Origin of the sequence: Legionella donaldsonii (genome assembly GCF_900452385.1) — a bacterium.
In the GTDB taxonomy this organism is placed as follows: domain Bacteria; phylum Pseudomonadota; class Gammaproteobacteria; order Legionellales; family Legionellaceae; genus Tatlockia; species Tatlockia donaldsonii.
Map to the genome: position 1 here is coordinate 381,507 of NZ_UGOA01000001.1, position 24,317 is coordinate 405,823.

A 24,317-nucleotide genomic window follows, 5' to 3' on the forward strand; every position below is an offset into this window, starting at 1 on the left:
GATTAGTTTATGAAGCGCATAAAATCAGGTGACACTGTTATTGTCATCGCAGGTAAGAGTAAAGGTCATATTGGCAAGGTGACGCGTGTGATAGCTGACGGCGTTGTTGTTGAAGGTGCTAACCTTATTAAGAAGCATGTCAAGCCAAATCCACAATTGGAGCAACGTGGCGGAATAATTACTCGAGAAGCACCCTTAGATGTTTCCAATGTTGCTATTTACAATCCGGTATCAAAGAAAGCGGATAAAGTCGGCTTCAAATTTCTTGAAAAAGACGGTAACAAGAAAAAAGTTAGATATTTTAAATCTAACAATGAAGTTATTGACGCTGTCTAATTAGGTGACAAAAATGGCTAGATTGAAAGATTTGTATGAAAAAGAAATAGTCGAAATGATGATGAAGAAGTTCGGCTATAAAAGTGTTATGGAAGTGCCGAAGATTGTTAAAATTACCCTGAATATGGGTGTTGGCGAAGCGGTAGGCGATAAGAAGGTTATGAATCATGCTGTTGAAGACATGACTTTGATATCTGGACAAAAACCTGTTGTTACGAAAGCGAAAAAATCTATCGCAGGGTTTAAGATCCGTGAAGAGTGGCCTATTGGTTGTAAAGTGACTCTACGCCGTAGTCGCATGTATGAGTTTTTGGATAGATTAATTACAATCACATTGCCGCGCGTAAGAGATTTCCGTGGTTTGAATCCAAAATCTTTTGATGGTACTGGAAACTACAGCATGGGTATCCATGAACAAATCGTATTTCCTGAAATTGATTTCGATAAGATAGATACTATTCGTGGTATGGATATCTGCATCACTACGAGTGCAAAAACAAATGAAGAAGCAAAGGCTTTGTTGGAAGCATTCAACCTGCCTTTGAAAGACAGAGATAAACACTAAAAAGGGTAATACCGTGGCTAAAAGATCAATGCTTGAACGCGAAAAGAAAAAAGCAAAACTTGTCGCGAAACACAGAGAGAAAAGAACTGAGTTAAAGATTTTAATTAAATCGTCTCAGGATTTTGATGAAATTATGGAAGCGCAAGCCAAACTTGCAAAGCTTCCTTTAAATTCCAATCCTGTGCGACATAGTACGCGTTGCCAGCAATGTGGTCGTCCACATGCCGTTTATCGCAAGTTTGGACTTTGCAGGATTTGCTTAAGACAACAACTGATGGCAGGTAATGTCACTGGTGGTCGCAAATCCAGCTGGTAAATTTTATTCTATGGAGAACAACTGTGAGTATGCATGATCCTGTAGCTGACATGTTGACTAGAATTCGTAATGGTCAACAAGCTAAACATCAGAGCGTTACCCTGAATTCATCTAAATTGAAAGAAGAAATAGCTAGGGTGTTAAAAGAAGAAGGTTATATATTAGACTATAGTGTACAACCTCTTGAAAACAATCTTAAATCAATCACGTTGCAATTAAAGTACTATCACGGTAGGCCAGTAATTGAGCGTATTTTGCGTATTAGCCGCCCCGGTTTAAGAGTGTATAAATCTTCTAAAGAGTTACCTTCAATCCCAGGTTTTGGTGTAGCAATTCTTTCCACCTCTCATGGTGTAATGACTCATGTTACAGCTAAAAAGAAAGGTGTTGGTGGTGAAGTTCTTTGTGAAGTGGCTTAATACTTGGGAGTAATAATATGTCTAGAGTCGCAAAAGCCCCCATTCAATTACCTGCTAACGTTGAACTCACAGTAGGGAAAGACACTTTAACAGTGAAAGGTCCGAAGGGTTCGCTGGTTCAACACTATAACAAGCATGTAGATGTTAGTAAGTGTAAAGAAGACAATAATAAAATATTGTTTAAACCTGCTTCAAATGATCCTAATGCCTGGGCTCACGCTGGAACAGTGCGTGCGTTAGTTAAAAATATGGTTGATGGTGTTACTAAAGGTTACGATCTGACCTTGGAACTGGTTGGTGTAGGCTATCGTGCACAAGCGAGCAGCAAAGCTTTAACTCTCTCTTTAGGGTTTTCTCACCCAGTTGAATATGAGTTACCACAGGGAGTGGCTGTAGAAACACCAAACAATACTACGATTATCATTCGCGGTATTGATAAGCAATTGTTAGGTCAAGTTGCTTCTGAAATTCGTGCTTTCAGGCCGCCTGAGCCCTACAAAGGTAAGGGAGTCAAGTACGCTGGCGAAGTTATTGTTCGTAAAGAAGCCAAGAAGAAATAAGGTATAAATCATGAATAAACAGAAAGCCCGTACTCGACGTGGTTTAAAAGCAAAAGCAATCCTTCGCCATTCAAGCAGACCTCGATTGGTGGTGTATAGAAGTGGTGCTCATATCTACTCACAAATTGTTACACGTGGTGAGAATGGTGATGTTGTTCTTGTTTCTTCATCCACAGTTGACAAAGAGTTGAAGGCCGCTCTTAAAGGCACAAAAGTTGAGCGAGCTCAACAAGTTGGTAAGTTGCTTGGCCAACGCGCAAAAGCCAAGAAAATAATTGATGTTTCATTTGACCGTGCAGGTTATAAATATCATGGCCGAGTGAAAGCTCTGGCTGAAGGTGCGCGTGAAGCTGGGTTGAATTTTTAAGGAACAGTTATGGCACTTGATGAATCACAAAAAACCGATGGATACCAAGAAAAATTAGTATCTGTAACACGTACAGCCAAAGTAGTTAAAGGTGGTCGTGTTTTTGGCTTTGCAGTATTGGTAGTTATTGGTGATGGAAAAGGCAAAGTAGGCTTTGGCCGTGGTAAGGCTAGAGAAGTACCTATCGCAATCCAAAAAGCGATGGAGCAAGCTAGAAAAAATATGACTTATATTCCTTTAGCTGGCAAAACTATCCATCACGAAATTACTTGGAACTATGGTGCTTCTAAAGTATTCATGAAGCCAGCCAGTGAAGGTACTGGGATTATTGCTGGTGGGGCAATGCGTGCGGTATTGGAAGTACTTGGTGTACAAAATATTCTGGCAAAAAGTATAGGTTCAACCAATCCAAGTAACATTGTTCGGGCTACTATTGGCGCTCTTACTAATATTGGAACACCTGATTATGTTGCTGCTAAACGCGGAAAAACAGTAGCAGAAATAATGGCGGAACAAGCATGAGTAAAAAATTAAAAATTACTTTGGTAAAAAGTACTATTGGTCGAAAGCCAAAGCATGTTCAAATTGCGAAGCAACTGGGTTTAGGTAAGTTGAATAGTTCAGTAATTCAAAGTGATAATCCCTGTATCCGTGGTTTGATTAATTCAATTTATTACCTGGTACAAGTCGAGGAGTGTGCGTAATGAATTTAAATACACTATCTCCAGATCCTGGTTCAAAACCAAGTAAAAAACGCCTTGGTCGTGGTATAGGTTCTGGCTTGGGTAAAACAAGTGGTAAGGGTCACAAGGGACAAAAAGCCAGAGCGGGTGGTTTCCACAAAATCAACTTTGAAGGCGGACAAATGCCTATTCAACGTCGTTTACCTAAAATGGGATTCAAATCCCGTGTTGGTAGAACGATTGACCAGGTGACTTTGACCGAGTTGGCTGCTGTGAGTGCAGAGCTTATTGATTTGGAAGCTTTGAAATCAGCCGGTTTGGTTAACAAAGCAATTCGAGAGGTGAAAGTTATTCTTTCTGGTGAAGTGAACATCCCCCTGAAGCTTAAAGGCTTGCGCGTTACCAAAGGTGCACGTGCAGCAATAGAGCAGGCGGGTGGCAGCATTGAAGAGTAATTATGAATAACCAAAGGCAAACTGCTAGCCAATCCCGTGGTGGATTGGCAGAACTTAAGTCACGATTGCTGTTTGTTGTAATTGCTATCTTGGTCTACAGACTCGGTGCTCATATCCCTGTCCCTGGACTAGACCCTCAGAAATTAGCTAATTTCTTTGGGGAACAGCAAAATACGATATTTGGTTTGTTCAACATGTTTTCCGGTGGTGCATTATCCCGGGTAACTGTATTTGCTATTGGTATAATGCCTTATATCTCTGCCTCAATTATAATTCAGCTGTTTTCAGTAGTTTCGCCTAAACTGGAGCAATTGAAGAAGGAAGGCGAGTCAGGCAAGAGAAAGATTAATCAGTACACACGTTACCTGACTTTGATTCTAGCTGTGTTTCAATCGTTGGGTATGGCTAGATGGTTAGCAGGTCAGCAAATAGCGTTACAGCCTGATTTACTCTTCTATTTTACCGCAGTCGTTACTTTAGTAACTGGCACAATGTTTTTGATGTGGTTAGGAGAGCAAATCACTGAAAAAGGTGTTGGTAATGGAATATCACTGATTATTTTTTCCGGTATTGTTTCAAGCATGCCGAACGCGATTGCTTCAGTATTACAACAAGTTAAAGAAGGGCAAATGCAAGCACTTACTTTAATCTTGGTTGCAGTTATTGTGGTTGCGGTAACTGGGTTTGTTGTTTTTGTGGAAAGGGCGCAACGTCGCATTCGGGTTAATTATGCACAAAGGACTCATGGACGTAAGGTTTATGCTGCTCAAACAAGCCATTTACCATTGAAAATTAATATGTCAGGGGTTATTCCTCCCATATTTGCGTCCAGTATTATTCTTTTACCTGCTACACTTGCGCAGTTTTTTGCAAAGGGGAAGGGAATGGATTGGCTGGCAGATATAGGTATGGCACTTTCACCTGGCCAACCGTTATATTTGATTGTTTATGCTGCAGCAATTTTGTTCTTTGCTTTCTTTTATGCTGCATTAGTATTCAATCCCAAGGATACAGCTGACAATTTGAAGAAATCTGGTGCTTACATCCCTGGAATTCGTCCAGGGGAACAAACAACCAGATATATTGATTCAGTAATGACGCGTTTAACTTTGGTTGGCGCACTGTACTTGGTACTGGTTTGCTTATTGCCACAAATTTTAATGTATACCTGGCATGTGCCTTTTTATTTTGGTGGAACCTCACTGTTGATTATTGTTGTTGTAATTATGGATTTTGTTGCTCAAGTGCAAGCCCATCTTATGACACAACAATATGATTCTTTGATGAAGAAAGCCAATTTTAAAGGGACCAAGTTGCCCGGTCTTTTATGATTATTATCGGAGTTATTAATGAAAGTTAGAGCATCAGTAAAGCGCCTCTGCCGCAACTGCAAAATCATTAAGCGTGAAGGTACCATCCGCGTTATATGTAAAGATGCAAGGCATAAGCAAAAGCAAGGTTAAAATCCTTGCTTGATTTTGGTTCATTATAATAGTATTCTTCTGTCCCTTCCTGACAGAGCAAAAAATAACGTTCGGAGAGATTAATGGCTCGTATTGCAGGTGTAAACATACCCGATCACAAACACATCGTGATTGCGCTTACGTCGATTTACGGAATTGGCAAAACTACATCAATGAATTTATGTAAAGCAGTTGGCATTGAACCGTCAACAAAAGTATCTCAGTTAAGTGAAGAAAAATTAGAAGCTTTACGTACTGAAATTGCAAAAATGACGGTTGAAGGTGACCTACGTCGTGTTGTTACGATGAACATAAAACGACTTATGGATCTGGGTTGTTACCGTGGACTTAGACACCGTCGTGGTTTGCCACTGCGTGGTCAACGCACTAAAACAAATGCGCGTACTCGAAAAGGCCGACGTAAAGGTAGCAGTAACTAATTTATATGTAGGAAATAAAGATGGCTATAACTAAGGCAAAGCAACAAAAAGTAAGAAAGAAGGTAAAACGCGTCGTAAATGATGGTATAGTCCACGTCCATGCTTCTTTTAACAATACCATTGTGACTTTCACAGATCGTCAAGGTAATGCTTTATGCTGGGCAACTGCTGGTGGTTCAGGTTTCCGTGGATCCAGGAAAAGTACTCCTTATGCTGCTCAAATTGCTACTGAGAGAGCGTCACAGGTAGCAAAAGAATATGGCATGAAGTCTGTGGCTGTATTTGTACATGGTCCTGGCCCTGGTCGCGAATCAACTATTCGTGAGTTGATATCCCAGGATTTTAAAATAGTAGAGATAACTGATGTGACTGGCATACCTCATAACGGATGTAAGCCACCTAAGAAACGTCGCGTATAAGATTCAGGAGTTTTTAATGGCTAGATACCTTGGTCCAAAATGCAGGTTGTCCCGTAGAGAAGGGACTGATTTATTTTTGAAAAGCGGTGTTCGTGATTTCAAAGCTAAGTGCAAATCAGAAAAGCAACCTGGTCAACACGCTGATAAACGTCCACGTTTAAGCGATTACGGTATACAATTACGTGAAAAGCAAAAAATCAGACGCTTTTACGGTGTTTTGGAAAAGCAATTCCGCAATTACTACAAAAAAGCAGCCGGTCAGAAAGGTTCCACCGGTGAGAATTTGGTGGTATTACTTGAAAGACGCCTCGATAATGTTGTTTATCGCATGGGGTTTGCAAGTACGCGTGCTGAAGCGAGACAATTAGTCGCGCATAAAGCAATTTTGGTTAATGAGAAAGTGGTAAATATACCTTCTTACTTGGTTAACCCTGGTGATGTAATTGCCATTCGTCAGAAGGCAAAAACGCAAGGGCGTATTCAGGCGGCTATCGCATTGTCTGAGCAACGTGCTCCTTGTGATTGGTTAACTGTTGATTCTAGTGCTTGCAAAGGCACCTTTGCGACAGTGCCTACGCTAAATGACGTATCATCTCTTTATAACGTGAATTTAGTTGTAGAACTTTACTCTAAGTAAGCTCGGAGACCTAGCCGAATGATAAACGAAATGCTGACGCCATCTGTACTTAAAGTACTTGCTAATACGCCCTACCATGCTCGGATTGTGCTTGAGCCTTTGGAGCGTGGATATGGTCATACGCTTGGAAACGCTTTACGGCGCATCCTGCTGTCGTCAATGCCAGGTGCTGCCATTACTGAAGCTTCCATTGATGGTGTATTACACGAATACAGTACCATTGAAGGGGTGCAAGAGGACGTAGTTGATATTCTACTGAATCTGAAGCAGGTTGCTATTAAACTGACTACTGGTACTGAGGCCTACCTCACTCTAAGTAAGCAAGGCCCATGTCAAGTTACCGCTGGTGATATTCAGTTGACTCATGGCCAGGAAATCATTAATCCTGACTTGGTTATTGCCACTTTGAATGAGAATGGCAAGCTGAATATGACCTTGAAAGTTGAGCAAGGTGTTGGTTTTCATTCTACTGATTCATTTGTCAGAGCGTTTGACGAGGAAATGGAACAAAAATCAGTTGGCAAACTAAAGATTGATAATACCTTCTCACCGGTCAAAAAAGTGGCTTATTTTGTTGACAGTGCTCGTGTAGAGAATCGTACGGATCTTGATAAACTGACTATTGATTTGCAAACAAATGGCACTTTGGATCCTGAAGAAGCCATTCGTATCTCTGCTTCTATTTTGCAACGTCAATTGCATGCTTTTGTTGATATGAAGTTTGAAGAGTCACGTGCTGATAGTAAAGAGCGAAACGATTTTGATCCAGTATTATTGCGTCCAGTTGACGATCTGGAGCTGACAGTTCGTTCAGCAAATTGTCTGAAAGCCGAAAATATTTATTATATCGGTGATCTGGTGCAGAAAACTGAGAATGAATTATTAAAGACACCCAATTTAGGTAAGAAATCCCTCACTGAGATCAAGGACGTATTAGCGTCACGTTCTTTGTCATTGGGAATGAAACTAGAGAATTGGCCGCCAGCTAATCTTGGCGAGTAATATTAGGAGTTTTAGTCATGCGTCACCGTAATTCTGGCCGTGGATTTAGCCGCACAAGCAGTCACAGAAAAGCAATGTTTTCTAACATGTGTACTTCTCTAATTGAGCATGAGTTGATTAAAACAACTCTGCCAAAGGCTAAAGAACTGCGTCGTTATATTGAACCTTTGATTACAGTTAGTAAGTCTGATTCTGTTGCATCACGTCGTTATGTCTTTGACAGACTACGTTCTAAGAGTGCGGTAGGAAAACTATTTACTACCTTAGGCCCACGTTATGTTGAGCGTCCTGGTGGATATGTACGAGTTTTAAAATGTGGTTTCCGTCCAGGTGATAATGCACCAATGGCCATTGTTGAGCTTGTCGATCGCCCAGTAGCAGCTGAAGGCTCTGACGAGGAATAATCAAGGCTGTCGATTATGAAACCCGCTAAGGCGGGTTTTTTTATTGTTAAAATAATATCTGTTAGCCTTGGTGAAAGCCGAAGGCTGTAACCCGGGTCAAAAAACCGTTAAAACTTTTCATTGTGAGTGCTATTTAAGATCTCAGGTTTCACTCGGGCTATGTGCCGTTTTTGCTAAATGTCCTACATCTACTCGAACAAAAACTGAGTCGCCAAGCGCTGTAAGCGTATCACCAGCATATACCTCACAGAGTACACGGGTTTTACGTTCAATTTTACCTTCGACTCGTGCCTTGAGCGTTAACAGAATGCCCATTGGCGTTGGTTTGATGTATTTCACGCCAAGGGATCCCGTTACGCAATCGATCCGTGGGAGTGTCCCTGCCTCGCGGCCTTCACAGCGATAGTGGTTTGCCATCGCCGTCCAGTTAGAATGGCAGTCGATGAGACAGCTGAGCAAACCGCCATATACAAGCGCTGGCCAACCAGTGTAGCACCTATCTGGCATGTGCGTTGTTACAACGTGCAAATTGTCTTTATCCCAATAGCTTTTGATTCTCAGGCCATGCAGGTTTTTTGAACCACAACCAAAACAAATGCCATCAGGGGCTGCAAGATCTTGCAAGGCGTAACGCTTCTTTTCCATAATCTGATCTCGGGTGATGACAACGATTAGTAGGTTAGTTGTACGGTTCCAATAATATTTCCATTGTGCATTTCCTGCAAGTCTACAGCACAGTAACCTGAGATGCTTTCTGTTTAGGTTGAAAGGGAAGTAATTTGTTTCTTTATCGCAAAAGAGGAATTAAGAATGATTTATCCAATTAGTTATGAAGCAAATCCAAAATTTGAAGATATACAACTATTAAATGATGGCATTATGGAACAGGCTAAGAAGAAAAAAGGTATGAAACAACTTGATTTCTTTGCATTTTTTATGCGTGACGAGGACGGCAATATTGTGGGGGGATGTGCTGGTGATAACCTGTACGGTGGGTTATTTGTTGGCCAGCTATGGGTACAAGAACAGTTAAGAGGCATGGGTTATGGTACCAAGTTAATGCACAGAGCAGAAGAGCTGGCAAGAAGAAGTGCATGTAATTTTATGGCAGTAAATACCTTCGATTGGGAAGCGCTTGAATTTTATAAGAAGCTTGGATTTTATGTGGAATTCGAACGAAAAGGCTTTGAAAAGAATTCGATATTTTATTTTCTTCGCAAGGAGTTAAGCTGACAGGGAGATAGAAGAGTGAGTGCGTATAGCCACACACTCTCCAATCACAAAGTTAGAATGGTATATCGTCGTCCAATTCATCAAAAGCATCTTGCGCTGCCTGAGCAGACTGAGCTGCTGGTTGTGGTTTACGCGCTGGACTACCTTGCTGCTGTTGGGCTGGAGGAGGTGACATCTCGTCATAATTACCTGAGTTGCCTTTGCTATCTAACATTTGAATATCAGTGGCTACGATTTCAGTCGTATAGCGATCTTGCCCTTGCTGATCTTGCCATTTACGGGTACGTAAACTGCCTTCAACATAGAGTTTGGAACCCTTACGTACATACTCACCAGCGATTTCGCCTAAGCGATTAAAACAGACGACACGATGCCATTCTGTACGCTCTTGCTTGTCACCGGTTTGTTTATCTTTCCAGGTTTCACTGGTAGCTAAGGATAAGGTTGTTACTGCGTTACCATTGGGCATGTATCTAACTTCAGGATCCAAACCAACGTTACCGACCAAGATGACTTTATTAATCCCACGGGCCATTTTTTCTCCTGCGTGCGAAAGTTGTTAGACCAGTAATTATACCTAATCTAGGAGGAATCTAATAGTAAACAAATAGGAATCTAATGGTAATCTAATAGCAATCAAATAGGAATCAAAGTTATCTAATAGGTTATCTAATAGGTTATCTAACACTAATTAGCAGTGATCTATTTGCTGCCGTTTGGAGTAGCGAGTTGCTGTAATACTTTTTCAATGCTGCCACCTTGATAAATAGCTTTATCCAGGCGACAGTAGATCACTTTTTCTTCCGGAGCTAGCATGATCTCTTTAATGCCTGGGAGTTTTTTAAGGTGTTGTATGAGTTCATCCTCCCCTCTTTTCAGATTCGCGGGGTAATTCACAATGAGGGTTGATAAATAAGCATGGGGTTGCATAGAAAAAGAAATAAACAGCCACAGAAGTGCTAAAAGCCCATTGGTAAGAAAGATGCCTTTGTCACCTGCCCATTGGTAAAGTAGTCCAGCTAGTGCCCCGCCGGCAAAGATACCTAAAAACTGACTGGAAGAATAAATGCCCATTGCAGTTCCTTTACTATTGGCGTCAGCTTGTTTAGACACCAGTGAGGGTAAACTTGCTTCGAGAATATTAAAGGCCAGAAAATAGGCAAGCATTAATGCAAACAGGGAGAGCCAATATTGGTTTGAGAACGCGAGGAGAAACTGGGTTAGGCTGGTAACTAATACGGAGCCTATGAAAACAGGCTTCATTTGCCGTTTTTTCTCGGCAAGTAAAATAAAAGGAACCATAAAAATAAAAGCGAAGATCATCAATGGCAAATAGAAGTGCCATTGATGTGTCAAATGGCCTTGCTTGAGTTGTTCCTGGAGCATCATGGGAATGGCGTAAAAAGTCGCAGTTAAAATAAAATGCTGGAAAAAAATGCCCATATTGAGGCGCTGTAAATGCTTGTTATGGATAACCGCTTTGAACAGAGATGGGTTGGCTTCGCTATCGATATGAAATCGTTCTCTCTTCGGTGTTGGTATGACGCCATGAAGCAAAAATAAACCCAAGAAAGCCATTCCAGTGGTGAGATAGAAGATACCTGGTAAGCCATAATGATGAGTAATTGCTGGGCTAATTACCATAGCCAGGCTAAATGACAAGCCAATGGTCATTCCAATAACGGCCATCGCTTTTGTACGCTGTTCGTCGGGAGTCAGATCGGCGAGTAAGGCAATTAAAACGCTGCCAATTGCTCCGGTTCCTTGTAAAGTACGGGCAAGTATCATCATATAAATTGAGTGACTCAAGGCACCAATGAGACTACCGCTGGCAAAGAGCAGTAACCCAATAGTTAATAGCGGCTTTCTCCCATAACGATCAGATAACATGCCGAAAGGCATTTGCAATAACCCTTGACTTAAACCATAGCTGCCTAGTGCCAAACCTATGAGAGCAGGCGTTGCTCCTTGAAGGTGAGCGGCAAAAACGGTAAAAACAGGAATTAACATAAATAATCCCAGCATGCGGAATGAAAAAATTGCTGCTATAGGTAAAACACTGTTGAACCAGGAGGAATGCTTCATTGATAATTGTATGCCCATAATACGATGTGCTGATGGTACAAAGTTAACGCCTGAGAGACAAGAATATCATAGATCTTGTTAATTAATTCGCTAAAAATAGAGCAATGATCGACTGCGATTGACAGACTATCTGATTCGCTGTAGTTTGAGGCATTTTTAAACGAGAGGAAAATGGAATGGCTTTGCAGTTCGCCAATAGAGTAGCTTTAATTACAGGCGGTGCGCGTGGTATTGGAAAGGCTACCGCATTGAAATTAGCGCAAGCTGGATGTGATATCGCTATTGTTTATTATAACAGTTCTGATGAAGCGCAAGCCTTGGTAACAGAACTACAAGGCTTAGGACGCAAAGCCATCGCTATACAAGCGAATGTTGCTGATCATCAATCGGTTAAAGAAATGTATACGAAATTCCGCGAACATTTTAACCGGCTCGATTTCTTAATTAGTAATGCAGCGAGTGGTGTTTTAAAACCCGCGTTGAAAATGTCGACTAAACATTGGCGTTGGTGCATGGAAACGAATGCCTTGGCCCTGAATCATTTAGTATCAGAGGGACGGGAGTTGATGTCAGAGGGAGGTCGTGTGGTGGCCTTATCAAGCCTGGGGGCTGAACGAGCTATTCCTAATTATGCTTTCATTGGCGCGTCTAAGGCGGCGCTGGAAGCACTGGTACGTTCCCTGGCGCTTGAGCTTGCAGAATATGGTATCACAGCAAATACGGTTTCAGCCGGGGTAGTTGACACGGACGCCTTAAAACATTTCCCTAACCGTGAGCAGCTGCTTGACGAATATCAAGCGCACTCCTTATCGGCGCGACCATTAACACCCCAGGATGTAGCGAATGCGATTTATCTGCTCTGTTTACCTGAGGCAGCAATGATTAATGGGCATACCTTATTTGTTGATGCAGGATACAGTCGCGTAGGATAAATGCCAAGCAGGCGTTATTAGTGACGTCTAAGGGACTTTACCGATACGCAGCAAGCCTATTGTTTCATCAAAAGGTTTTTCTGCCAGAGTTACCAGGCTCTGATTTTGTTGGTCAATGATAGTCAATAGCGTGATTAAACTATTCACCCCGTGGCAAACAGCATCTGTACGTATGCTTTGGCTGATAAAATCACGCATAAAACCACCAATGGCCTGCGAAGGATTTCGGATGTCATAACTATTCGCTTCCGTGTAAGCATTTTGCAATAGCCAGCGGGTAGTTAAGATAATCGCATCGCGGTATTGCTTACAATTAGACTTGCCTTGGTTAAGACAAGACTGATGTAATTCACCCATCACTTCATTAATCCAGCCATTGCCGCTTGTGGCCATCGTGTCAAGGTAGCGCCCATGGTTGTAAGCATCATTGGGATCATCGATCTGCCTTGCTAAAATCGCTGACGCAGTTTTGTCTATTACTGCGCGATAAAGAGAACCGTTATTTATTTTACTGTAGTCGATTAATGCCATTAGAACCCAACTGGTCGATATGGTATTGGGGGCACGGAAATCATCACCAACAAAATCACCTTGTTTATTTGCTGCAATAGTCATGTACTGTGCGATTTTACTGGCCGCATCATAATAACGTTCATCGTTGGTGATTAAGTAAAGGCGCGAAAGGGCGGAGAGTACTTGTCCTGAATAGAGAAAGGATTGTTTTTTGTTAAAACTCCAATTGTCTGCTTTGCAGCGCACCCCAGATATCACCTGCCCATTATCCTTTATCATAGTTAATAACCAATCTCCCGCTCGTTTAGCGGCACTGAGATAAGCTTCCTCGTGATAAAAACGATAAAGTTCCAAGAGCGTAAAAATCGTTTTGGACGTAGTGCCAACTGACAGAAAGCAAGTTTTTTCCTTGGTATTGATATCATAAGAATAATAAAAACTACCTGCCTGTTTTCCTTGTGTGACTTGCATCCCGAGTAGGAAAGCAGCGATTGCCTTGAAGTGTTTTTCCAGCTGCGGATCTTGATTCAAACGGTAAATTTTCAAAAGGGTATATAAACTTGAAGCACTATAAATGGTGTGTAATTTGCTACTGCGTTTGTCTTCTGCTACATCGTATTTTTTATAAAAGCCATGCAATTGCGGATGCAGGTTGTTGAGTAGATAATGTTGACTGGAATAAATCTGTTGTTTAATTAAATCGCTGTCTAAATAACGTATTACTACACGATTGCTTTGCAATTCCAATCCTTTTCCCTTGTCCTCAATGAAGGAATAATAACGGCGGGGTGGGTAGTCAAAAATAACCTGGAAGCGAAATGCAGCCAATTCTTTTGTACCAATAGGTTTTAAGCGGCTTTGTTCCAAAGCACGCTCTGTTGCTTTTGCAATCGTTTTGGATAACGAGGCTTCATTTGCGGTCCCCACACCGAGTTGTTGCCCTTGAAAATAGGCAATTACACTCACATACCAGTATCTATGTGCATATTGTGCATCCCATCGTTTATCCAGTATTTGAGCATTTGGTAGAGGGGTATTAAAGAGCGTATAGGCTGCAATGGAGCGGACATACTGGATGACTGTGTCGCGAAACTCATTATTCTGTTGGTTGGCTGAGGGGAGAGTAATTGTTGGGCTGGATGGTAAAGCTGCGGCGGGTAAACTTTGTGTGAAAGGCAGCAAAACCAGGCTTAATAAGCTAGTTGTTATTATTTTATGCATTAATCAGAATCCTTGGGCGCTAAAAAAGCCGAGGGTTGCAAATACTAGTTCCCAATTATGCTTCATTCTTTCTTTATTTTCATGCTAACGAAAAAAATTCTTATATTAACCCCCATGTTTGTATAAATGATATACATCTAATGTATGTCGACGTAGCTGAGCGCTAAAAGTTTGTGATACAATCTGAAGTTTTTTGAACTAGCTGAGCTCTGAGGATAGAACATGAATGTAGATAGCGTATACCCCAAGGTGAGGGAAATTATCGCTGACGTACTGGTTATCGATGAAGAAGAAGTCTCTTTAAACAGTCGATTGATTGCTGATTTGGGTGCTGAATCTATCGATTTTCTCGATTTGGTTTTTCAGTTAGAAAAAGAATTTGCTATCAAAATACCACGAGGTCAATTAGAGAAAAATGCTCGTGGCGATTTGGCGGAAGATGAATTTGAGAAAGGTGGCGTGTTAACAGCACAAGGGATGCAGGCACTTAAAAATTATCTAAGTGAAGTCCCTGCTGAACATTTCAAGGCTAATATGAAGGTCAATGAAATTCCTATGCTGTTTACGGTAGAAACCTTTTGTAAGCTGGTTGTTGTTGCTGTCAGCGAGCAGAACGCTTGTGAAACTGTCGCCTGATGCGCTTTCTATTTGTTGATAGAATCCTGCAATTGTCCCCTGGTGAAATGGTGCGGGGGGTAAAGCACATTACACAGGATGATACCTACCTTTGTCCAAGTGCTGAGGGCCCTCTCTGTTTTATGCCTTCTTTGATTGGCGAGACGTTGGGGCAGTTAGCAGCTTGGAATGCCATGTCTTTCAATGATTTCACATTAAGACCTGTTGCTGGGGTTGTAGCAAGCGCACGCTTGCATCGCCCTGCCTATGTCGGTGAAACGTTGTTGTTGGAGTCCTTTATTGAGCGTCTGGATGATGATGCTGTACAGTACCATAGCGTAGCTCGTGTTGGTGACGAAGTGATTTTCAATATTGATGGGGCTTTAGGGCCTATGCTGCCTATGGCAGATTTTATTGATCAGGATGAGGTGCGTCGTCAATTTAATGAGGTAAATAGACCCGGTGAATGGCCTCCGCAGAGTTTTGTTGAGGGGGCTGTTACCGAAAAACCTGATTCCACTGGTATTACTGGGCTCCCTCGGTGTGTGGCTCCTATGTCGTTTGACCATATTCTGACTTCAGAGCCAGGTGTAAGCTTGAGTGCAATAAAATCTATCACTCGGGCTGCCCCTTATTTTCCAGATCATTTCCCCAACAAACCGGTTTTACCCCTGACTATTTTATTAGAGTGTAAATTGAATTTGGCGCAAGAATTTGTGCGACGTGCTTCCTTCTCTAATACCTATGTAGTCAGTGAATTCCGTAAAATTAAAATGAGTGGATTTGTTTACCCCGGAGACGTTCTAATCTGTTATGTCAAAGTCAAAGAGCAAGATGAACAACAATTGGTGTTAAGCTATCGCAGTGAAGTGGCTGGTAAACGAGTATGTGTTTTAGATGTAGTGATGAAGGCGAAAGGTACGAAACATGAAAAATAGACGTGTGGCAGTTACTGGTCTGGGAGTTGTATCGCCCTTAGGCAATGATGTGCAATCTACTTGGACAAATCTGCTGGCAGGTCAATCCGGTGTCGCTGAGATAAGACAATTTGATGCCAGTGCTTTTCCTACCTATATTGCAGCAGAAGTCAAAGGGTTTACATCAAATCTGGCTACTGGCGGGAAGCACAAGCGGTTTACCATGCCGTTTACCCAATATGCTCTGGATGCTGCACAGCAAGCCTTTGCAGATGCAGGAATTCGACCGGAAAAGCCGACTGCCAAGCGTTGGGGAGTGGTGACCGGAAGTGGAATGATGACTGCCGAATTTTCTTATCTGCAACGGTTTCAACAAACTTGCGCTACAACGGGTGAGATCGATTGGAGTCAATTGCAGAATAATACCCAGGATTTTTATAGGTTGGTTGATTTTGGAAAAACAACCTCAAACTCCGGTTTGTCTTCGCTTATTCAGGAATTTGGTATTGAAGGTTTTGCAACGTCTGTGCATACAGCCTGCGCTTCTGGAGGACAGGCTTTAGGGCTAGCCATGCAAGTTATTCGCCGCGGTGAGGCTGATTTTATGTTGGCAGGTGGTTTTGATTCCATGATCAATCCTCTAGGCCTTTCCAGTTTCTGCCTGTTAGGCGCTTTATCTACTTATAATGAGACACCAACAACAGCAAGCAGGCCGTTTGATGGTACTCGTAATGGGTTTGTCCTCGGTGAGGGTGCAGCGTTCCTAATATTGGAAGAGTGGAGCAAGGCAAGGGCTCGCGGCGCAAAAATCTATGCTGAATTGGCGGGGGAAGGCAACTCGTTAAGCTCTTATCGGATTACGGATTCCCATCCTAATGGCGATGGCGCTATCCAAGCGATTGAACGGGCTTTGCAAGATGCGGGTGTGCAAGCGAGTGATGTTGATTACATCAATGCACACGGAACCTCAACTAAAATGAATGATCTAAGTGAAACGAATGCAATTAAAGCCGTTTTTGGGGAACAGGCCTATCAATTACCAGTCAGCTCTACAAAAAGCCAGACAGGTCATTTGATTGCCGCTGCTGGGGCATTGGAAGCTGTCTTGTCTGTTTTATCGATTCAACATGCACAAGTTCCCAAAACAGCCAATTTAACGGTAGCCGATCCTGAGTGTAACCTGGATTATGTCGTTGATGGTCCACGCGAAAAATCATTAGGTGTGGTACTATCCAATTCTTTTGGGTTTGGCGGTTCAAATAGCTGTTTGCTGTTCAAGCATCCCGAATTTGAAGGAGCTGGTAAATGAGTAACGCCAATCGTGTTTTTATTACAGGACTAAGTGCTTTAACTGCTTGTGGTGAAACGGCTGACAGCACCTGGGATGCGCTGCTTGCCGGCCAAAGTGGTATCGGTGAAATCAGTCAATGGGATTTATCAACGTGGGCTCACCGTTTGGGGGGAGAACTGAAGAATTTTCAACCTGCCAAGATGCTCCCTGATCGCAAACTAATGAAAGTTATTTCGCGTCAGGATGCGATGGGTATTAATGCAGCGATGCAAGCCATCAATCATAGCCAGCTTCTTCCTTATCGTGAAACCCTGGCTGCTACAGAATCTTTTAATGATCAAACGGCTGTGTATGTTGGTTCGCCCGGGAATAAATATTTCCAACAATATGATTTTTTGCCTTTGCTCGCCAAAACAGGCAGTGATATGCAGCAGTTTGCTACACAGCTGTTTAATGAAGTGCATCCCATGTGGTTACTGCGCATTTTACCTAATAATGTTTTGGCTTATACTGGTATTAGCTATGGTTTTAAAGGGCCTAATCACAATATCACTAACCATGCAGTGAGTGGCACACAGGCTATTTTAGAGGCTTATCATGCGATTAGGCAGGGACAGGCTGAACGCGCAGTAGTCGTTGGCTACGATATAGGGATTGAACCTCAGGCACTCTTTTATTATGAAAAATTGGGAGTCATGAGTGCAAATCATTTAAAGCCCTTTGATAAAGAACATGATGGGACTGTCTTAGCCGAGGGGGCCGCTGCATTGATTCTTGAAAGTGAAGCAAGTGTGCAAGCGCGTTCTGCGACTTGTTATGGAGAAATTGTCGGAGGTCTGTCTGCCAGTGAGGCATCCGGGCTTTTTTCTATTGAAGCAGAAGGCAACCATTTGGCTGAGCTGATGTCGAATACCCTTGAGACTTCCCAAATTAATTCCTCCGAAGTAGGTTTGCTAGTGGCTCATGGCAATGGCAATAGCAAATCAGATGACAGTGAGGCGATAGCGATTCAGCGTGTTTTTGGTGATAACTCTGTACCGGTTACTGCATTTAAATGGGCAATGGGGCATACGCTTTGTGCTTCAGGTGTTTTGGATACGGTATTGACAACCTATGCTTTGCGTAACGATTGTGTCCCCGGTATCGCCAACTTCAATCAGGCCGCCTCTGTATGCGAGCCATTAAACATAAGCGCTCATCATCGTCGATTACAAGGTAATAAAAAGGCTGTCATGCTCAATCGTGGGTTTGCCAGTATGAATGCTTGTTTGGTGATCAAAGCTTGTGACTGAATTAGCCGATAAGATTAATAGCCTGCCCTTATCATGGAGCGGGCGTTTTTTATACCGTTATCTACCTTATCGCCGTAAGGTCATTATGGCTAATATTGCGCAAGTATTTGGTGATCACTTGACTATTGCGCAGCAAACCCATCTTGCTAAAGCATTTTATTCGCACCTGGCTACCTCCATCAAAGAAGCAATTCAGTTGCGTTTTATGAGCGAACAGACACTTAGTGAACGGGTGGAAGTACGCGGGTATGAGCGTTTGTTGGCGATTGCTGCTGAAAATAAAGGGGTGTTGGTATTAACGGGTCACTTTGGTAATTGGGAATTTGCACCGCTTGGCGGAATTCTCAATTTTAAGCAGTTTCAAGGCCAATTTCATTTTATCCGCCGTACTTTAGGAAATAAAACATTAGAGCGCATCTTGTTTAGCCGTTATTACCGTGCAGGGTTAAATGTGATTCCCAAGAAAAACTCACTGCAACAGGTTTGTGACGCACTGGATCAAAATCACGCGGTGGTTTTTGTTTTAGATCAACATGCCTCGATAGTCAATCGCGATGGTATTGCAGCGGAATTTTTTGGTAAGAAAGCTGGAACTTATCGCAGTCTGGCAAGCTTTGCGCGTCACACAGGAGTACCAGTGGTTCCTGCTGCAGGTTACCGGCTACCTGATGGACGTCATGTGCTTGAATTTCATGAGCCGATCAAATGGCAAGACTATGGTAGTACCCAAGAATCAATTTATCGCAATACGCTTGCTTATAATCAGGCTTTGGAACGTATTATTTTAGCCCACCCAGAACAATGGTTGTGGTTACATAAACGCTGGAAATTAAAAGAAAAATAACCCTCATTTACCGAAATAAATCGCTTTATGTCGTCCCCGCATTAATTACTGGGGAATAAAAAACTCAAAATCGTAATTATACATTCGTACAAAAGTGCCATCATTTAGAATTTGCTCCAGGACCGTATCTATTTGCTCAATTTGTTCTCTGTTGTCCATCGTTGTTGCAATAGCAATACCATCACCTAATGAAAATTGCTCCGGAAGTGCTCGTACACGTGTGGGATATTGGTGCATGAAAAACATCGCGGTGTAGGTGTTCATGAAAACAGCATCAATGGTATTCGAATTAAGAGCCTGGATTAAATTGCTAGGCTCCTCAAAGGGTACTACGATTAACTGGTCAACAAAATTTTGCTCAAGGTAATTGAAATATTCCTTTCCTTTTAAACAACCTACTTTTTTTCCTGCTAACTCTTTTGCATGTCTGAAGGGAGCTTGCTTCAGGGTAACAAATACAGCAGAGCTAGGCATGTAAGGAATGCTAAATAAATAGTGTGATTGACTATAGGGTGTAATAATAATCGCCCCCAGTACAAAATCAACTTTGTTTGCTTGCAAGGCGGAAAGTAACTCGTAATACCGCATACCAATATATTGGCATTGCCAATGCAGGCGTGCGCAGATTGTATTCATCAATTGAATATCGAATCCCCCAATTGGATAGGCAGGATTATTAACTACAAAGGGCGGATCATAGATTGGCGTGCCAATTTTAACAGTGGCATTCACATGACAAGATAAGCAAAAGAACAGCGTTACTACGACTCGAAGACAGGCCTTTGCCATAGACGCATCCCATACTCATTTTTTTTAATTATAGAACGACTTTGGATCATAAATAAAATAGGTCTAACTCTCTCTATAGAGGACAAAACTTGAGAATCGAGTCTTTTTGCGGCATTTAGCGAAGCGAGCGAGCTTGATTCTGAACAAAAATTTCTTTTGTTCGCAACGACAATAAACATTTTTTCCCTGTACCGAGTCTAAAGCGAAATAATGGTTGGAACATAATTACCGGGGTTGGTTTATATGTTACCATTAGCTCCTTTTCTTGGCCATGTGGCATTAATAAACGGTGAGATTAGGCATGTTTTATCGAAAAATGTTGAAATCAAAAATTCATCGCGCTTGTATTACCCAAGCTGATTTGGATTATGAGGGGAGTATCACCCTGTCCCCAGAACTACTTGCAGCGGCTAATATTTTACCCAATGAGGCCGTCAATGTGTGGAATGTGACAGCAGGAACGCGATTTGAAACCTATGCTATAACGGGTGAAAAAGGGTCTAAAGACGTCTGTGTCAATGGTGCCGCCGCTCATTTAGTCACGCCTGGCGACATTGTTATTATTGCAACCTTTATTCAGCTTCCTGAAGAGCTTTGCCAAAACCATCATCCTAAGGTTGTCTTCGTCGACAGCAATAATCGTATAAAAGAAGTCCGCCCAGAGCTTGCAGAGAACAATAAGCAGGGTGCAAGCGTTGATAACGCTGTTTGTGAGGTATAGAGAATGGCCTGCCCGTATTACCTTGTGTCCGCTAATACCGGGGCGGCAGGGTGGTTAAGCGTAAGAGATTAGCTTTCTTACCAGTTCTAATTCCTCATTCACATCATTAATACAGGATTGAGAGCAGGGACGTTGAAACATTCTGCTGCAGATAAGTGCTTAGATGGAGTCATTTGGCCTGTTCCAGAGGGTATAGCCTGACAGATACAGGTTGAGAAAAATACTCGTGATGGCGATATCTGCTATCGTAAAATGCTCGTCCACCTGCCACCCAACCGTTCTCTAACTAGTCAGCACTTGGCGGAAATTTTTCCGCCAAGTGCCTCGTTAATTGCATGCTGATTAGGTTTGCGGTTACGGTAGAGGGGCAAAAAGTACAGTTTGATAATCGCAAGGGGCAATGGCCTGAAATAAGGTCATATAAGACTCTCGTCAAGAGCTTTTATCCTGCAATGATGTTTAGCTGAGATAAAGAACCGCTATAACAAAAGCAGGATAAAAGAAGCAGCCATGGTTAGAACGTTGGAGCAGTATCTGGCGACTTAGTGTGATTTACAACTGGCGCGCTCATGCTACCTGTTCTTGTGGCAAAGAAACCAGATAATAAGGCTAAGTAACCATCACTACTTGCAACCGCATTATTTACCGGAGTCAGTAGTCTCTGACGAATAGTCTCTGCCGCTTCACGCAGTTCTTGCGAAGAGCCTTTGCCCTGATAGACATTATAGCGGTAACGCGTCGTTGCAGTATCAACAAGGGAATCGCGATTAAAAGGGTTTGTTGCATCTGTTGAAACCCACCGCCAAAGCGATTCTCTGTCACTTATCTTGGTATAGGCTGGGACTGCTTTCCACTCACCCGATTGAAGTTCTTGTTTAACTAACAGGATAGGCTTCTCTATCGGTGTAGAGACTATTAACTCATCATCCAGAGTACCGGCTTCAAGGTCATTCAGACGATTGTTAAGACTTGTATATTGGGTTAAAACGGTCGAGAGCTCGCCGATTTTTGAGGCCCTTTCCAGTTCATCTGCCGTTAAGGGTTCGAACTCCGTACTTGCTGGCACAATTTCTAAATCATCATACTCTTTTCTGGTAAGTTTATCCTTCGCCACGGGTTGTGGGTGAGTAAATGATCGCTGTAACGCCACTTGAAGGAGGTTGAATGATGGAGTGGGCAGATCAAAAAAGTCTTGGTTAATTGCTTGGGCATTCTCATCTTCTGCACGCAAATAACTAAAAAAGCTAAATGGAATCTTCCACCATTGTTTAACAACATGAACCAGGCCTTTGTTATAACCCTCGGTTAAACCATAAGGAACCGTATAGGCTAAGTCTTCAATTGCTTTGAGCACTAATCTTACGCTACCGATGACTAGTAAGGGCGGAAGGATTAGGCGATTAAGACCAAGCGCCATTACTGTACTGAAAAGAGTCATAGAAAAGCTGTGAGTTACTTTGTAAGCCCAGAATGCTGCGGCTATTGGAAGAGCAACACGAACAGTTAATGTGAATGCCAAGAGAGCGAGCGACATGAGCAGATTCAGCATGAGAGAGGTCAACGAGAATAAAGTAACCCCTGCAATAGCCCCGAAAACTTTGTCGAGAAAATTGATTGCGACTTTTGCAATACGTTCTCCTGAATCAAGCGCGGGTTGAGCGTATCTCTTTACTGATCCAAGCATGGTTAATGTCCCCATCAAGTACTTCAAGCACTGTATTGTATAAAAAATTAGCTAAGAGTGCAAGTATTATTAATCTTTATAGATTCTCAGCGTGGTCTATTCTATGTGAAGAAAATTAACACAATATTAACAACACTAAATAGACATTACGAGTGTCTACTCCACCAGACGAAACTTACTATACTTGAAATGGAGTAGCTGATAGAGGGAGAAAACCATGGACTTAACCCTTTTTTTAGCCAGAGTGATTGGCTGGTACTTTGTGATTATCAGTCTGTATATGTTGTTTTGCCAACAGGCATTAAAGGCGATTATCGTCGACATTTTAGGGCAGAGGGCATTAATGTTCTTTATTGCCCTATTAACGGTGGTTTTGGGCTTGCTTTTGGTGATAAGTCATAATGTTTGGGTAATGGGTTGGCCCGTCATTATTACTCTAATAGCCTGGCTGGTTTTGGTCGGGGGAGTTTTCCGCCTGATTAACCCGGATTTATTAACAAAAGTAGCGCAATGGTGGTTACGTAACCCTGCTTACCTTGTTATCGCCGCCATTATCTATCTGCTTATTGGCCTTTACCTTCTTTACAGGGCTTACTTTATTTAACAAGAGTAAGCCAAATTAGAGGATTGCTATTTTTGCCAAAAATGAGGCGAAAAAAGGATAAGAAGAGAAAATATCTCCAAACGGCCTGCAATCATGGAAAAGATAAGCAGCCACTTGCTGGGGGCGCTGAGATCAGCAAAATTGTCATGAATATTACCTATCCCGGCACCCGCGTTAGATAGCGTTGCAGTAATGGCTGAGAATGAGGTAATCAAATCATTCCCTAACGCCATAAATAAAAGTATAAAAGCCACAAAGAGGGCAATAAACACCGATATAAAGCCCCACATGGATTGTAAAACAGGCTCTGGCAGGGTATGTCTACCAAATTTAATGGGGATGATGGCGTGGGGGTGTAGTAAACGCACCATTTCACGTTTACTTTGTTTATAAATCAACAGGGCACGGATGACTTTTACACCGCCGCTTGTTGAGGTTGCACAGCCGCCAACAATTGATAGCAGCATCAGTAAAAGGGGTACATAAGTTGGCCAGCTGTTAAATGGAGCAGAAATAAAACCGGTTGTTGTGGCCATTGAAATCACATTAAATAAACTTTTCACCAGCGCGTGCGGATCAGCGGCAAAAAAACCGTACATGACGAGACTGAGCGTTACCAGGCAGCTGGCTGTAAATAAAAAAGCAACATAGAGACGAAACTCTTCATCTTGCCAATAATGGATGAGGCTGCGCTTTTTAAAAGCAATAAAATGCAGGGCGAAATTGGTGCCGCCTAATAACATGAAAAAACAGGCAATTAACTCGATGGCATCGTTTTGATAATAAGCAAAACTATTATCGTGCATCGAAAATCCGCCAGTGGAGACGGTCGTAAAGCTTTCGCCCAAGGCATCAAACCAGTCCATACCTGCAGCCCAATAGCTCAACATACAAAGGAATGTTAATAGAACATAAATAAACCATAATGCTTTGGCGGTGTGGGCAATGCGAGGAGTTAATTTACTATCTTTCATTGGTCCTGGTGTCTCTGCCCTGAACAGTTGCATGCCGCCCACGCCTAGCATAGGCAAGATGGCTACTGCCAGGACTACAATACCCATACCTCCTAAAAACTGTAATTGTTGACGATAAAACAAAATCGCATGAGGTAAGCCGTCTAAATGCCTGATAATGCTTGCCCCAGTCGTTGTAAATCCAGATACCGATTCAAATAGTGCGTCAGTTAAACCATGATTTTCATGACGAAGGGCGAATATAAACGGTAGGGAAGCGAAAAAACAAAGGACAAACCAAAATAAGACGACAAGCAGAAAACCATCGCGGATTTTGAGTTCGTGATGCTGGGTTCTAAAGCACAGCCAAAGTGTACTACCAGTAACAAAAGTACAGGTGAAGGCCGCGACGAAGGGCAGCCAAAAATGTTCATTAAATATCGGATTAATGATGAGTGGTGTTAGCATACTGACGCTAAACATCATTAACAGCAAACCTAAAAGGCGCAGGATGGTTTTAATTTGCATTACTTATTTTAATCTCACCTTGGCCAAAT

32 protein-coding genes are annotated in these 24,317 nt (G+C 42.3%); 25 read left to right on the plus strand and 7 right to left on the minus strand.

Translation table 11 applies throughout. The features are described 5' to 3' along the window. Window positions 1–9: 9 nt before the first annotated feature. The 16 genes from rplX to rplQ all read left to right on the plus strand — a co-directional run bounded on the left by rplX (window position 10) and on the right by rplQ (window position 8,066). Window positions 10–336: a 50S ribosomal protein L24 gene (gene rplX, locus DYC89_RS01795; protein WP_115220237.1), complete on the plus strand. Its 327-nt coding sequence runs from the start codon at window positions 10–12 to the stop codon at window positions 334–336. A gap of 13 nt (window positions 337–349) precedes the next feature. Then, window positions 350–901: a 50S ribosomal protein L5 gene (gene rplE / locus DYC89_RS01800; protein ID WP_115220238.1), complete on the plus strand. Its 552-nt coding sequence runs from the start codon at window positions 350–352 to the stop codon at window positions 899–901. A 13-nt stretch (window positions 902–914) separates the two neighbouring features. Further along, window positions 915–1,217, plus strand: coding sequence for a 30S ribosomal protein S14 (gene rpsN, locus DYC89_RS01805; protein WP_115220239.1), 303 nt, complete (start codon window positions 915–917; stop codon window positions 1,215–1,217). Window positions 1,218–1,246: 29 nt separating this feature from the next. Beyond that, window positions 1,247–1,636: a 30S ribosomal protein S8 gene (gene rpsH / locus DYC89_RS01810; RefSeq protein ID WP_220271782.1), complete on the plus strand. Its 390-nt coding sequence runs from the start codon at window positions 1,247–1,249 to the stop codon at window positions 1,634–1,636. A gap of 17 nt (window positions 1,637–1,653) precedes the next feature. Next, entirely contained in the window at window positions 1,654–2,196 is a 543-nt protein-coding gene (gene rplF, locus DYC89_RS01815) for a 50S ribosomal protein L6 (RefSeq protein WP_115220241.1), read from the plus strand. A gap of 10 nt (window positions 2,197–2,206) precedes the next feature. Further along, complete coding sequence (gene rplR / locus DYC89_RS01820; RefSeq protein WP_115220242.1) at window positions 2,207–2,563, plus strand: 50S ribosomal protein L18; 357 nt, start codon at window positions 2,207–2,209, stop codon at window positions 2,561–2,563. A 9-nt stretch (window positions 2,564–2,572) separates the two neighbouring features. Beyond that, window positions 2,573–3,085, plus strand: a complete 513-nt coding sequence (rpsE, locus tag DYC89_RS01825) for a 30S ribosomal protein S5 (RefSeq protein WP_058447252.1) — start codon at window positions 2,573–2,575, stop codon at window positions 3,083–3,085. Continuing rightward, window positions 3,082–3,267: a 50S ribosomal protein L30 gene (gene rpmD / locus DYC89_RS01830; RefSeq protein ID WP_115220243.1), complete on the plus strand. Its 186-nt coding sequence runs from the start codon at window positions 3,082–3,084 to the stop codon at window positions 3,265–3,267. Before rpsE ends, rpmD begins: the two co-directional genes overlap by 4 nt. After that, the gene (gene rplO / locus DYC89_RS01835) at window positions 3,267–3,701 is read left to right on the plus strand and encodes a 50S ribosomal protein L15 (protein ID WP_058447256.1); all 435 of its coding nucleotides are present in this window, start codon (window positions 3,267–3,269) and stop codon (window positions 3,699–3,701) included. The genes rpmD and rplO overlap by 1 nt, the downstream gene beginning before the upstream one ends. Before the next feature lie 2 nt (window positions 3,702–3,703). Next, window positions 3,704–5,032: a preprotein translocase subunit SecY gene (secY, locus tag DYC89_RS01840; RefSeq protein WP_115220244.1), complete on the plus strand. Its 1,329-nt coding sequence runs from the start codon at window positions 3,704–3,706 to the stop codon at window positions 5,030–5,032. Window positions 5,033–5,050: 18 nt separating this feature from the next. Then, a complete protein-coding gene (rpmJ, locus tag DYC89_RS01845; RefSeq protein ID WP_082646647.1) occupies window positions 5,051–5,164 on the plus strand; it encodes a 50S ribosomal protein L36 in 114 nt (37 codons plus the stop codon). Window positions 5,165–5,247: 83 nt separating this feature from the next. Beyond that, complete coding sequence (gene rpsM / locus DYC89_RS01850) at window positions 5,248–5,604, plus strand: 30S ribosomal protein S13 (RefSeq protein WP_115174374.1); 357 nt, start codon at window positions 5,248–5,250, stop codon at window positions 5,602–5,604. Window positions 5,605–5,624: 20 nt separating this feature from the next. Next, on the plus strand, window positions 5,625–6,023 hold the full coding sequence (gene rpsK / locus DYC89_RS01855; RefSeq protein WP_019217901.1) for a 30S ribosomal protein S11: 399 nt from the start codon (window positions 5,625–5,627) through the stop codon (window positions 6,021–6,023). Window positions 6,024–6,039: 16 nt separating this feature from the next. Continuing rightward, window positions 6,040–6,660, plus strand: a complete 621-nt coding sequence (gene rpsD, locus DYC89_RS01860) for a 30S ribosomal protein S4 (protein WP_115220245.1) — start codon at window positions 6,040–6,042, stop codon at window positions 6,658–6,660. A gap of 18 nt (window positions 6,661–6,678) precedes the next feature. After that, window positions 6,679–7,662 (plus strand): DNA-directed RNA polymerase subunit alpha, encoded by a 984-nt coding sequence (locus DYC89_RS01865; protein WP_040916731.1) that lies wholly within the window; start codon window positions 6,679–6,681, stop codon window positions 7,660–7,662. A gap of 17 nt (window positions 7,663–7,679) precedes the next feature. Next, window positions 7,680–8,066 carry a 50S ribosomal protein L17 gene (gene rplQ / locus DYC89_RS01870; RefSeq protein ID WP_115220246.1) on the plus strand — a complete coding sequence of 129 codons (387 nt, stop codon included), beginning with the start codon at window positions 7,680–7,682 and terminating at the stop codon, window positions 8,064–8,066. 141 nt (window positions 8,067–8,207) lie between these two features. Here rplQ and DYC89_RS01875 read toward each other — a convergent pair whose 3' ends face one another. Beyond that, complete coding sequence (locus DYC89_RS01875) at window positions 8,208–8,711, minus strand: PaaI family thioesterase (protein ID WP_115220247.1); 504 nt, start codon at window positions 8,709–8,711, stop codon at window positions 8,208–8,210. A 165-nt stretch (window positions 8,712–8,876) separates the two neighbouring features. Between DYC89_RS01875 and DYC89_RS01880 the strand changes: the two genes are divergently transcribed. Continuing rightward, on the plus strand, window positions 8,877–9,299 hold the full coding sequence (locus DYC89_RS01880) for a GNAT family N-acetyltransferase (RefSeq protein ID WP_115220248.1): 423 nt from the start codon (window positions 8,877–8,879) through the stop codon (window positions 9,297–9,299). Window positions 9,300–9,351: 52 nt separating this feature from the next. Here the strand turns inward: DYC89_RS01880 and ssb are convergent, their stop codons facing one another. Together ssb and DYC89_RS01890 are read right to left on the minus strand one after the other, a co-directional pair. After that, window positions 9,352–9,834 (minus strand): single-stranded DNA-binding protein, encoded by a 483-nt coding sequence (gene ssb, locus DYC89_RS01885; protein ID WP_115220249.1) that lies wholly within the window; start codon window positions 9,832–9,834, stop codon window positions 9,352–9,354. A 167-nt stretch (window positions 9,835–10,001) separates the two neighbouring features. Next, entirely contained in the window at window positions 10,002–11,384 is a 1,383-nt protein-coding gene (locus DYC89_RS01890) for an MFS transporter (protein ID WP_115222618.1), read from the minus strand. 176 nt (window positions 11,385–11,560) lie between these two features. Here DYC89_RS01890 and fabL point away from each other — a divergent pair, with 176 nt between their 5' ends. Beyond that, on the plus strand, window positions 11,561–12,316 hold the full coding sequence (fabL, locus tag DYC89_RS01895; protein WP_115220250.1) for an enoyl-[acyl-carrier-protein] reductase FabL: 756 nt from the start codon (window positions 11,561–11,563) through the stop codon (window positions 12,314–12,316). 27 nt (window positions 12,317–12,343) lie between these two features. On the opposite strand, the gene DYC89_RS16655 is transcribed toward fabL, so the two are convergent. Continuing rightward, window positions 12,344–14,050, minus strand: coding sequence for a glycoside hydrolase family 76 protein (locus DYC89_RS16655; protein WP_245953926.1), 1,707 nt, complete (start codon window positions 14,048–14,050; stop codon window positions 12,344–12,346). 222 nt (window positions 14,051–14,272) lie between these two features. Here DYC89_RS16655 and DYC89_RS01905 point away from each other — a divergent pair, with 222 nt between their 5' ends. From DYC89_RS01905 to DYC89_RS01925, 5 genes are read left to right on the plus strand one after another with little or no spacing between them, the layout of a single operon-like run. Next, entirely contained in the window at window positions 14,273–14,686 is a 414-nt protein-coding gene (locus DYC89_RS01905; protein WP_058447280.1) for an acyl carrier protein, read from the plus strand. Then, complete coding sequence (locus DYC89_RS01910; protein ID WP_115220251.1) at window positions 14,686–15,603, plus strand: hydroxymyristoyl-ACP dehydratase; 918 nt, start codon at window positions 14,686–14,688, stop codon at window positions 15,601–15,603. Before DYC89_RS01905 ends, DYC89_RS01910 begins: the two co-directional genes overlap by 1 nt. Next, window positions 15,593–16,891: a beta-ketoacyl-[acyl-carrier-protein] synthase family protein gene (locus DYC89_RS01915; protein WP_115220252.1), complete on the plus strand. Its 1,299-nt coding sequence runs from the start codon at window positions 15,593–15,595 to the stop codon at window positions 16,889–16,891. The genes DYC89_RS01910 and DYC89_RS01915 overlap by 11 nt, the downstream gene beginning before the upstream one ends. After that, on the plus strand, window positions 16,888–18,165 hold the full coding sequence (locus DYC89_RS01920; protein WP_115220253.1) for a beta-ketoacyl-[acyl-carrier-protein] synthase family protein: 1,278 nt from the start codon (window positions 16,888–16,890) through the stop codon (window positions 18,163–18,165). Before DYC89_RS01915 ends, DYC89_RS01920 begins: the two co-directional genes overlap by 4 nt. Beyond that, window positions 18,158–19,009 carry a lysophospholipid acyltransferase family protein gene (locus DYC89_RS01925; protein ID WP_115220254.1) on the plus strand — a complete coding sequence of 284 codons (852 nt, stop codon included), beginning with the start codon at window positions 18,158–18,160 and terminating at the stop codon, window positions 19,007–19,009. Before DYC89_RS01920 ends, DYC89_RS01925 begins: the two co-directional genes overlap by 8 nt. 45 nt (window positions 19,010–19,054) lie before the next feature. Here the strand turns inward: DYC89_RS01925 and DYC89_RS01930 are convergent, their stop codons facing one another. Then, the gene (locus DYC89_RS01930; protein WP_115220255.1) at window positions 19,055–19,798 is read right to left on the minus strand and encodes a transporter substrate-binding domain-containing protein; all 744 of its coding nucleotides are present in this window, start codon (window positions 19,796–19,798) and stop codon (window positions 19,055–19,057) included. A gap of 301 nt (window positions 19,799–20,099) precedes the next feature. Here DYC89_RS01930 and panD point away from each other — a divergent pair, with 301 nt between their 5' ends. Continuing rightward, on the plus strand, window positions 20,100–20,519 hold the full coding sequence (gene panD, locus DYC89_RS01935; RefSeq protein ID WP_115220256.1) for an aspartate 1-decarboxylase: 420 nt from the start codon (window positions 20,100–20,102) through the stop codon (window positions 20,517–20,519). Window positions 20,520–21,033: 514 nt separating this feature from the next. Here panD and DYC89_RS01940 read toward each other — a convergent pair. After that, the gene (locus tag DYC89_RS01940; RefSeq protein WP_115220257.1) at window positions 21,034–22,203 is read right to left on the minus strand and encodes a hypothetical protein; all 1,170 of its coding nucleotides are present in this window, start codon (window positions 22,201–22,203) and stop codon (window positions 21,034–21,036) included. A 217-nt stretch (window positions 22,204–22,420) separates the two neighbouring features. On the opposite strand from DYC89_RS01940, the gene DYC89_RS01945 reads away from it, so the two are divergent. Beyond that, a complete protein-coding gene (locus tag DYC89_RS01945) occupies window positions 22,421–22,807 on the plus strand; it encodes a hypothetical protein (RefSeq protein ID WP_115220258.1) in 387 nt (128 codons plus the stop codon). 26 nt (window positions 22,808–22,833) lie between these two features. Here DYC89_RS01945 and DYC89_RS01950 read toward each other — a convergent pair whose 3' ends face one another. Next, window positions 22,834–24,288: a TrkH family potassium uptake protein gene (locus DYC89_RS01950; protein ID WP_115220259.1), complete on the minus strand. Its 1,455-nt coding sequence runs from the start codon at window positions 24,286–24,288 to the stop codon at window positions 22,834–22,836. Between the last annotated feature and the right edge of the window lie 29 nt (window positions 24,289–24,317).

Excerpts from the sequence above, each read along its gene's own strand:
- DYC89_RS01890 (WP_115222618.1), bottom strand. The coding sequence starts at position 11,384 with ATGAAGCATTCCTCCTGGTTCAACAGTGTTTTACCTATAGCAGCAATT.
- DYC89_RS01865 (WP_040916731.1), top strand. The coding sequence starts at position 6,679 with ATGATAAACGAAATGCTGACGCCATCTGTACTTAAAGTACTTGCTAAT.
- rpsK (WP_019217901.1), top strand. The coding sequence starts at position 5,625 with ATGGCTATAACTAAGGCAAAGCAACAAAAAGTAAGAAAGAAGGTAAAA.
- rpmD (WP_115220243.1), top strand. The coding sequence starts at position 3,082 with ATGAGTAAAAAATTAAAAATTACTTTGGTAAAAAGTACTATTGGTCGA.
- panD (WP_115220256.1), top strand. The coding sequence starts at position 20,100 with ATGTTTTATCGAAAAATGTTGAAATCAAAAATTCATCGCGCTTGTATT.
- DYC89_RS01945 (WP_115220258.1), top strand. The coding sequence starts at position 22,421 with ATGGACTTAACCCTTTTTTTAGCCAGAGTGATTGGCTGGTACTTTGTG.
- rplR (WP_115220242.1), top strand. The coding sequence starts at position 2,207 with ATGAATAAACAGAAAGCCCGTACTCGACGTGGTTTAAAAGCAAAAGCA.
- DYC89_RS01940 (WP_115220257.1), bottom strand. The coding sequence starts at position 22,203 with ATGCTTGGATCAGTAAAGAGATACGCTCAACCCGCGCTTGATTCAGGA.
- ssb (WP_115220249.1), bottom strand. The coding sequence starts at position 9,834 with ATGGCCCGTGGGATTAATAAAGTCATCTTGGTCGGTAACGTTGGTTTG.
- DYC89_RS01905 (WP_058447280.1), top strand. The coding sequence starts at position 14,273 with ATGAATGTAGATAGCGTATACCCCAAGGTGAGGGAAATTATCGCTGAC.
- rpsM (WP_115174374.1), top strand. The coding sequence starts at position 5,248 with ATGGCTCGTATTGCAGGTGTAAACATACCCGATCACAAACACATCGTG.
- DYC89_RS01915 (WP_115220252.1), top strand. The coding sequence starts at position 15,593 with ATGAAAAATAGACGTGTGGCAGTTACTGGTCTGGGAGTTGTATCGCCC.
- rpmJ (WP_082646647.1), top strand. The coding sequence starts at position 5,051 with ATGAAAGTTAGAGCATCAGTAAAGCGCCTCTGCCGCAACTGCAAAATC.
- DYC89_RS01910 (WP_115220251.1), top strand. The coding sequence starts at position 14,686 with ATGCGCTTTCTATTTGTTGATAGAATCCTGCAATTGTCCCCTGGTGAA.
- rpsH (WP_220271782.1), top strand. The coding sequence starts at position 1,247 with ATGCATGATCCTGTAGCTGACATGTTGACTAGAATTCGTAATGGTCAA.
- rplO (WP_058447256.1), top strand. The coding sequence starts at position 3,267 with ATGAATTTAAATACACTATCTCCAGATCCTGGTTCAAAACCAAGTAAA.
- DYC89_RS01950 (WP_115220259.1), bottom strand. The coding sequence starts at position 24,288 with ATGCAAATTAAAACCATCCTGCGCCTTTTAGGTTTGCTGTTAATGATG.
- rplE (WP_115220238.1), top strand. The coding sequence starts at position 350 with ATGGCTAGATTGAAAGATTTGTATGAAAAAGAAATAGTCGAAATGATG.
- DYC89_RS01875 (WP_115220247.1), bottom strand. The coding sequence starts at position 8,711 with ATGGAAAAGAAGCGTTACGCCTTGCAAGATCTTGCAGCCCCTGATGGC.
- rpsD (WP_115220245.1), top strand. The coding sequence starts at position 6,040 with ATGGCTAGATACCTTGGTCCAAAATGCAGGTTGTCCCGTAGAGAAGGG.
- secY (WP_115220244.1), top strand. The coding sequence starts at position 3,704 with ATGAATAACCAAAGGCAAACTGCTAGCCAATCCCGTGGTGGATTGGCA.
- DYC89_RS01930 (WP_115220255.1), bottom strand. The coding sequence starts at position 19,798 with ATGGCAAAGGCCTGTCTTCGAGTCGTAGTAACGCTGTTCTTTTGCTTA.
- DYC89_RS01920 (WP_115220253.1), top strand. The coding sequence starts at position 16,888 with ATGAGTAACGCCAATCGTGTTTTTATTACAGGACTAAGTGCTTTAACT.
- rplF (WP_115220241.1), top strand. The coding sequence starts at position 1,654 with ATGTCTAGAGTCGCAAAAGCCCCCATTCAATTACCTGCTAACGTTGAA.
- rpsE (WP_058447252.1), top strand. The coding sequence starts at position 2,573 with ATGGCACTTGATGAATCACAAAAAACCGATGGATACCAAGAAAAATTA.
- rplX (WP_115220237.1), top strand. The coding sequence starts at position 10 with ATGAAGCGCATAAAATCAGGTGACACTGTTATTGTCATCGCAGGTAAG.
- DYC89_RS01880 (WP_115220248.1), top strand. The coding sequence starts at position 8,877 with ATGATTTATCCAATTAGTTATGAAGCAAATCCAAAATTTGAAGATATA.
- DYC89_RS16655 (WP_245953926.1), bottom strand. The coding sequence starts at position 14,050 with ATGCATAAAATAATAACAACTAGCTTATTAAGCCTGGTTTTGCTGCCT.
- rplQ (WP_115220246.1), top strand. The coding sequence starts at position 7,680 with ATGCGTCACCGTAATTCTGGCCGTGGATTTAGCCGCACAAGCAGTCAC.
- fabL (WP_115220250.1), top strand. The coding sequence starts at position 11,561 with ATGGCTTTGCAGTTCGCCAATAGAGTAGCTTTAATTACAGGCGGTGCG.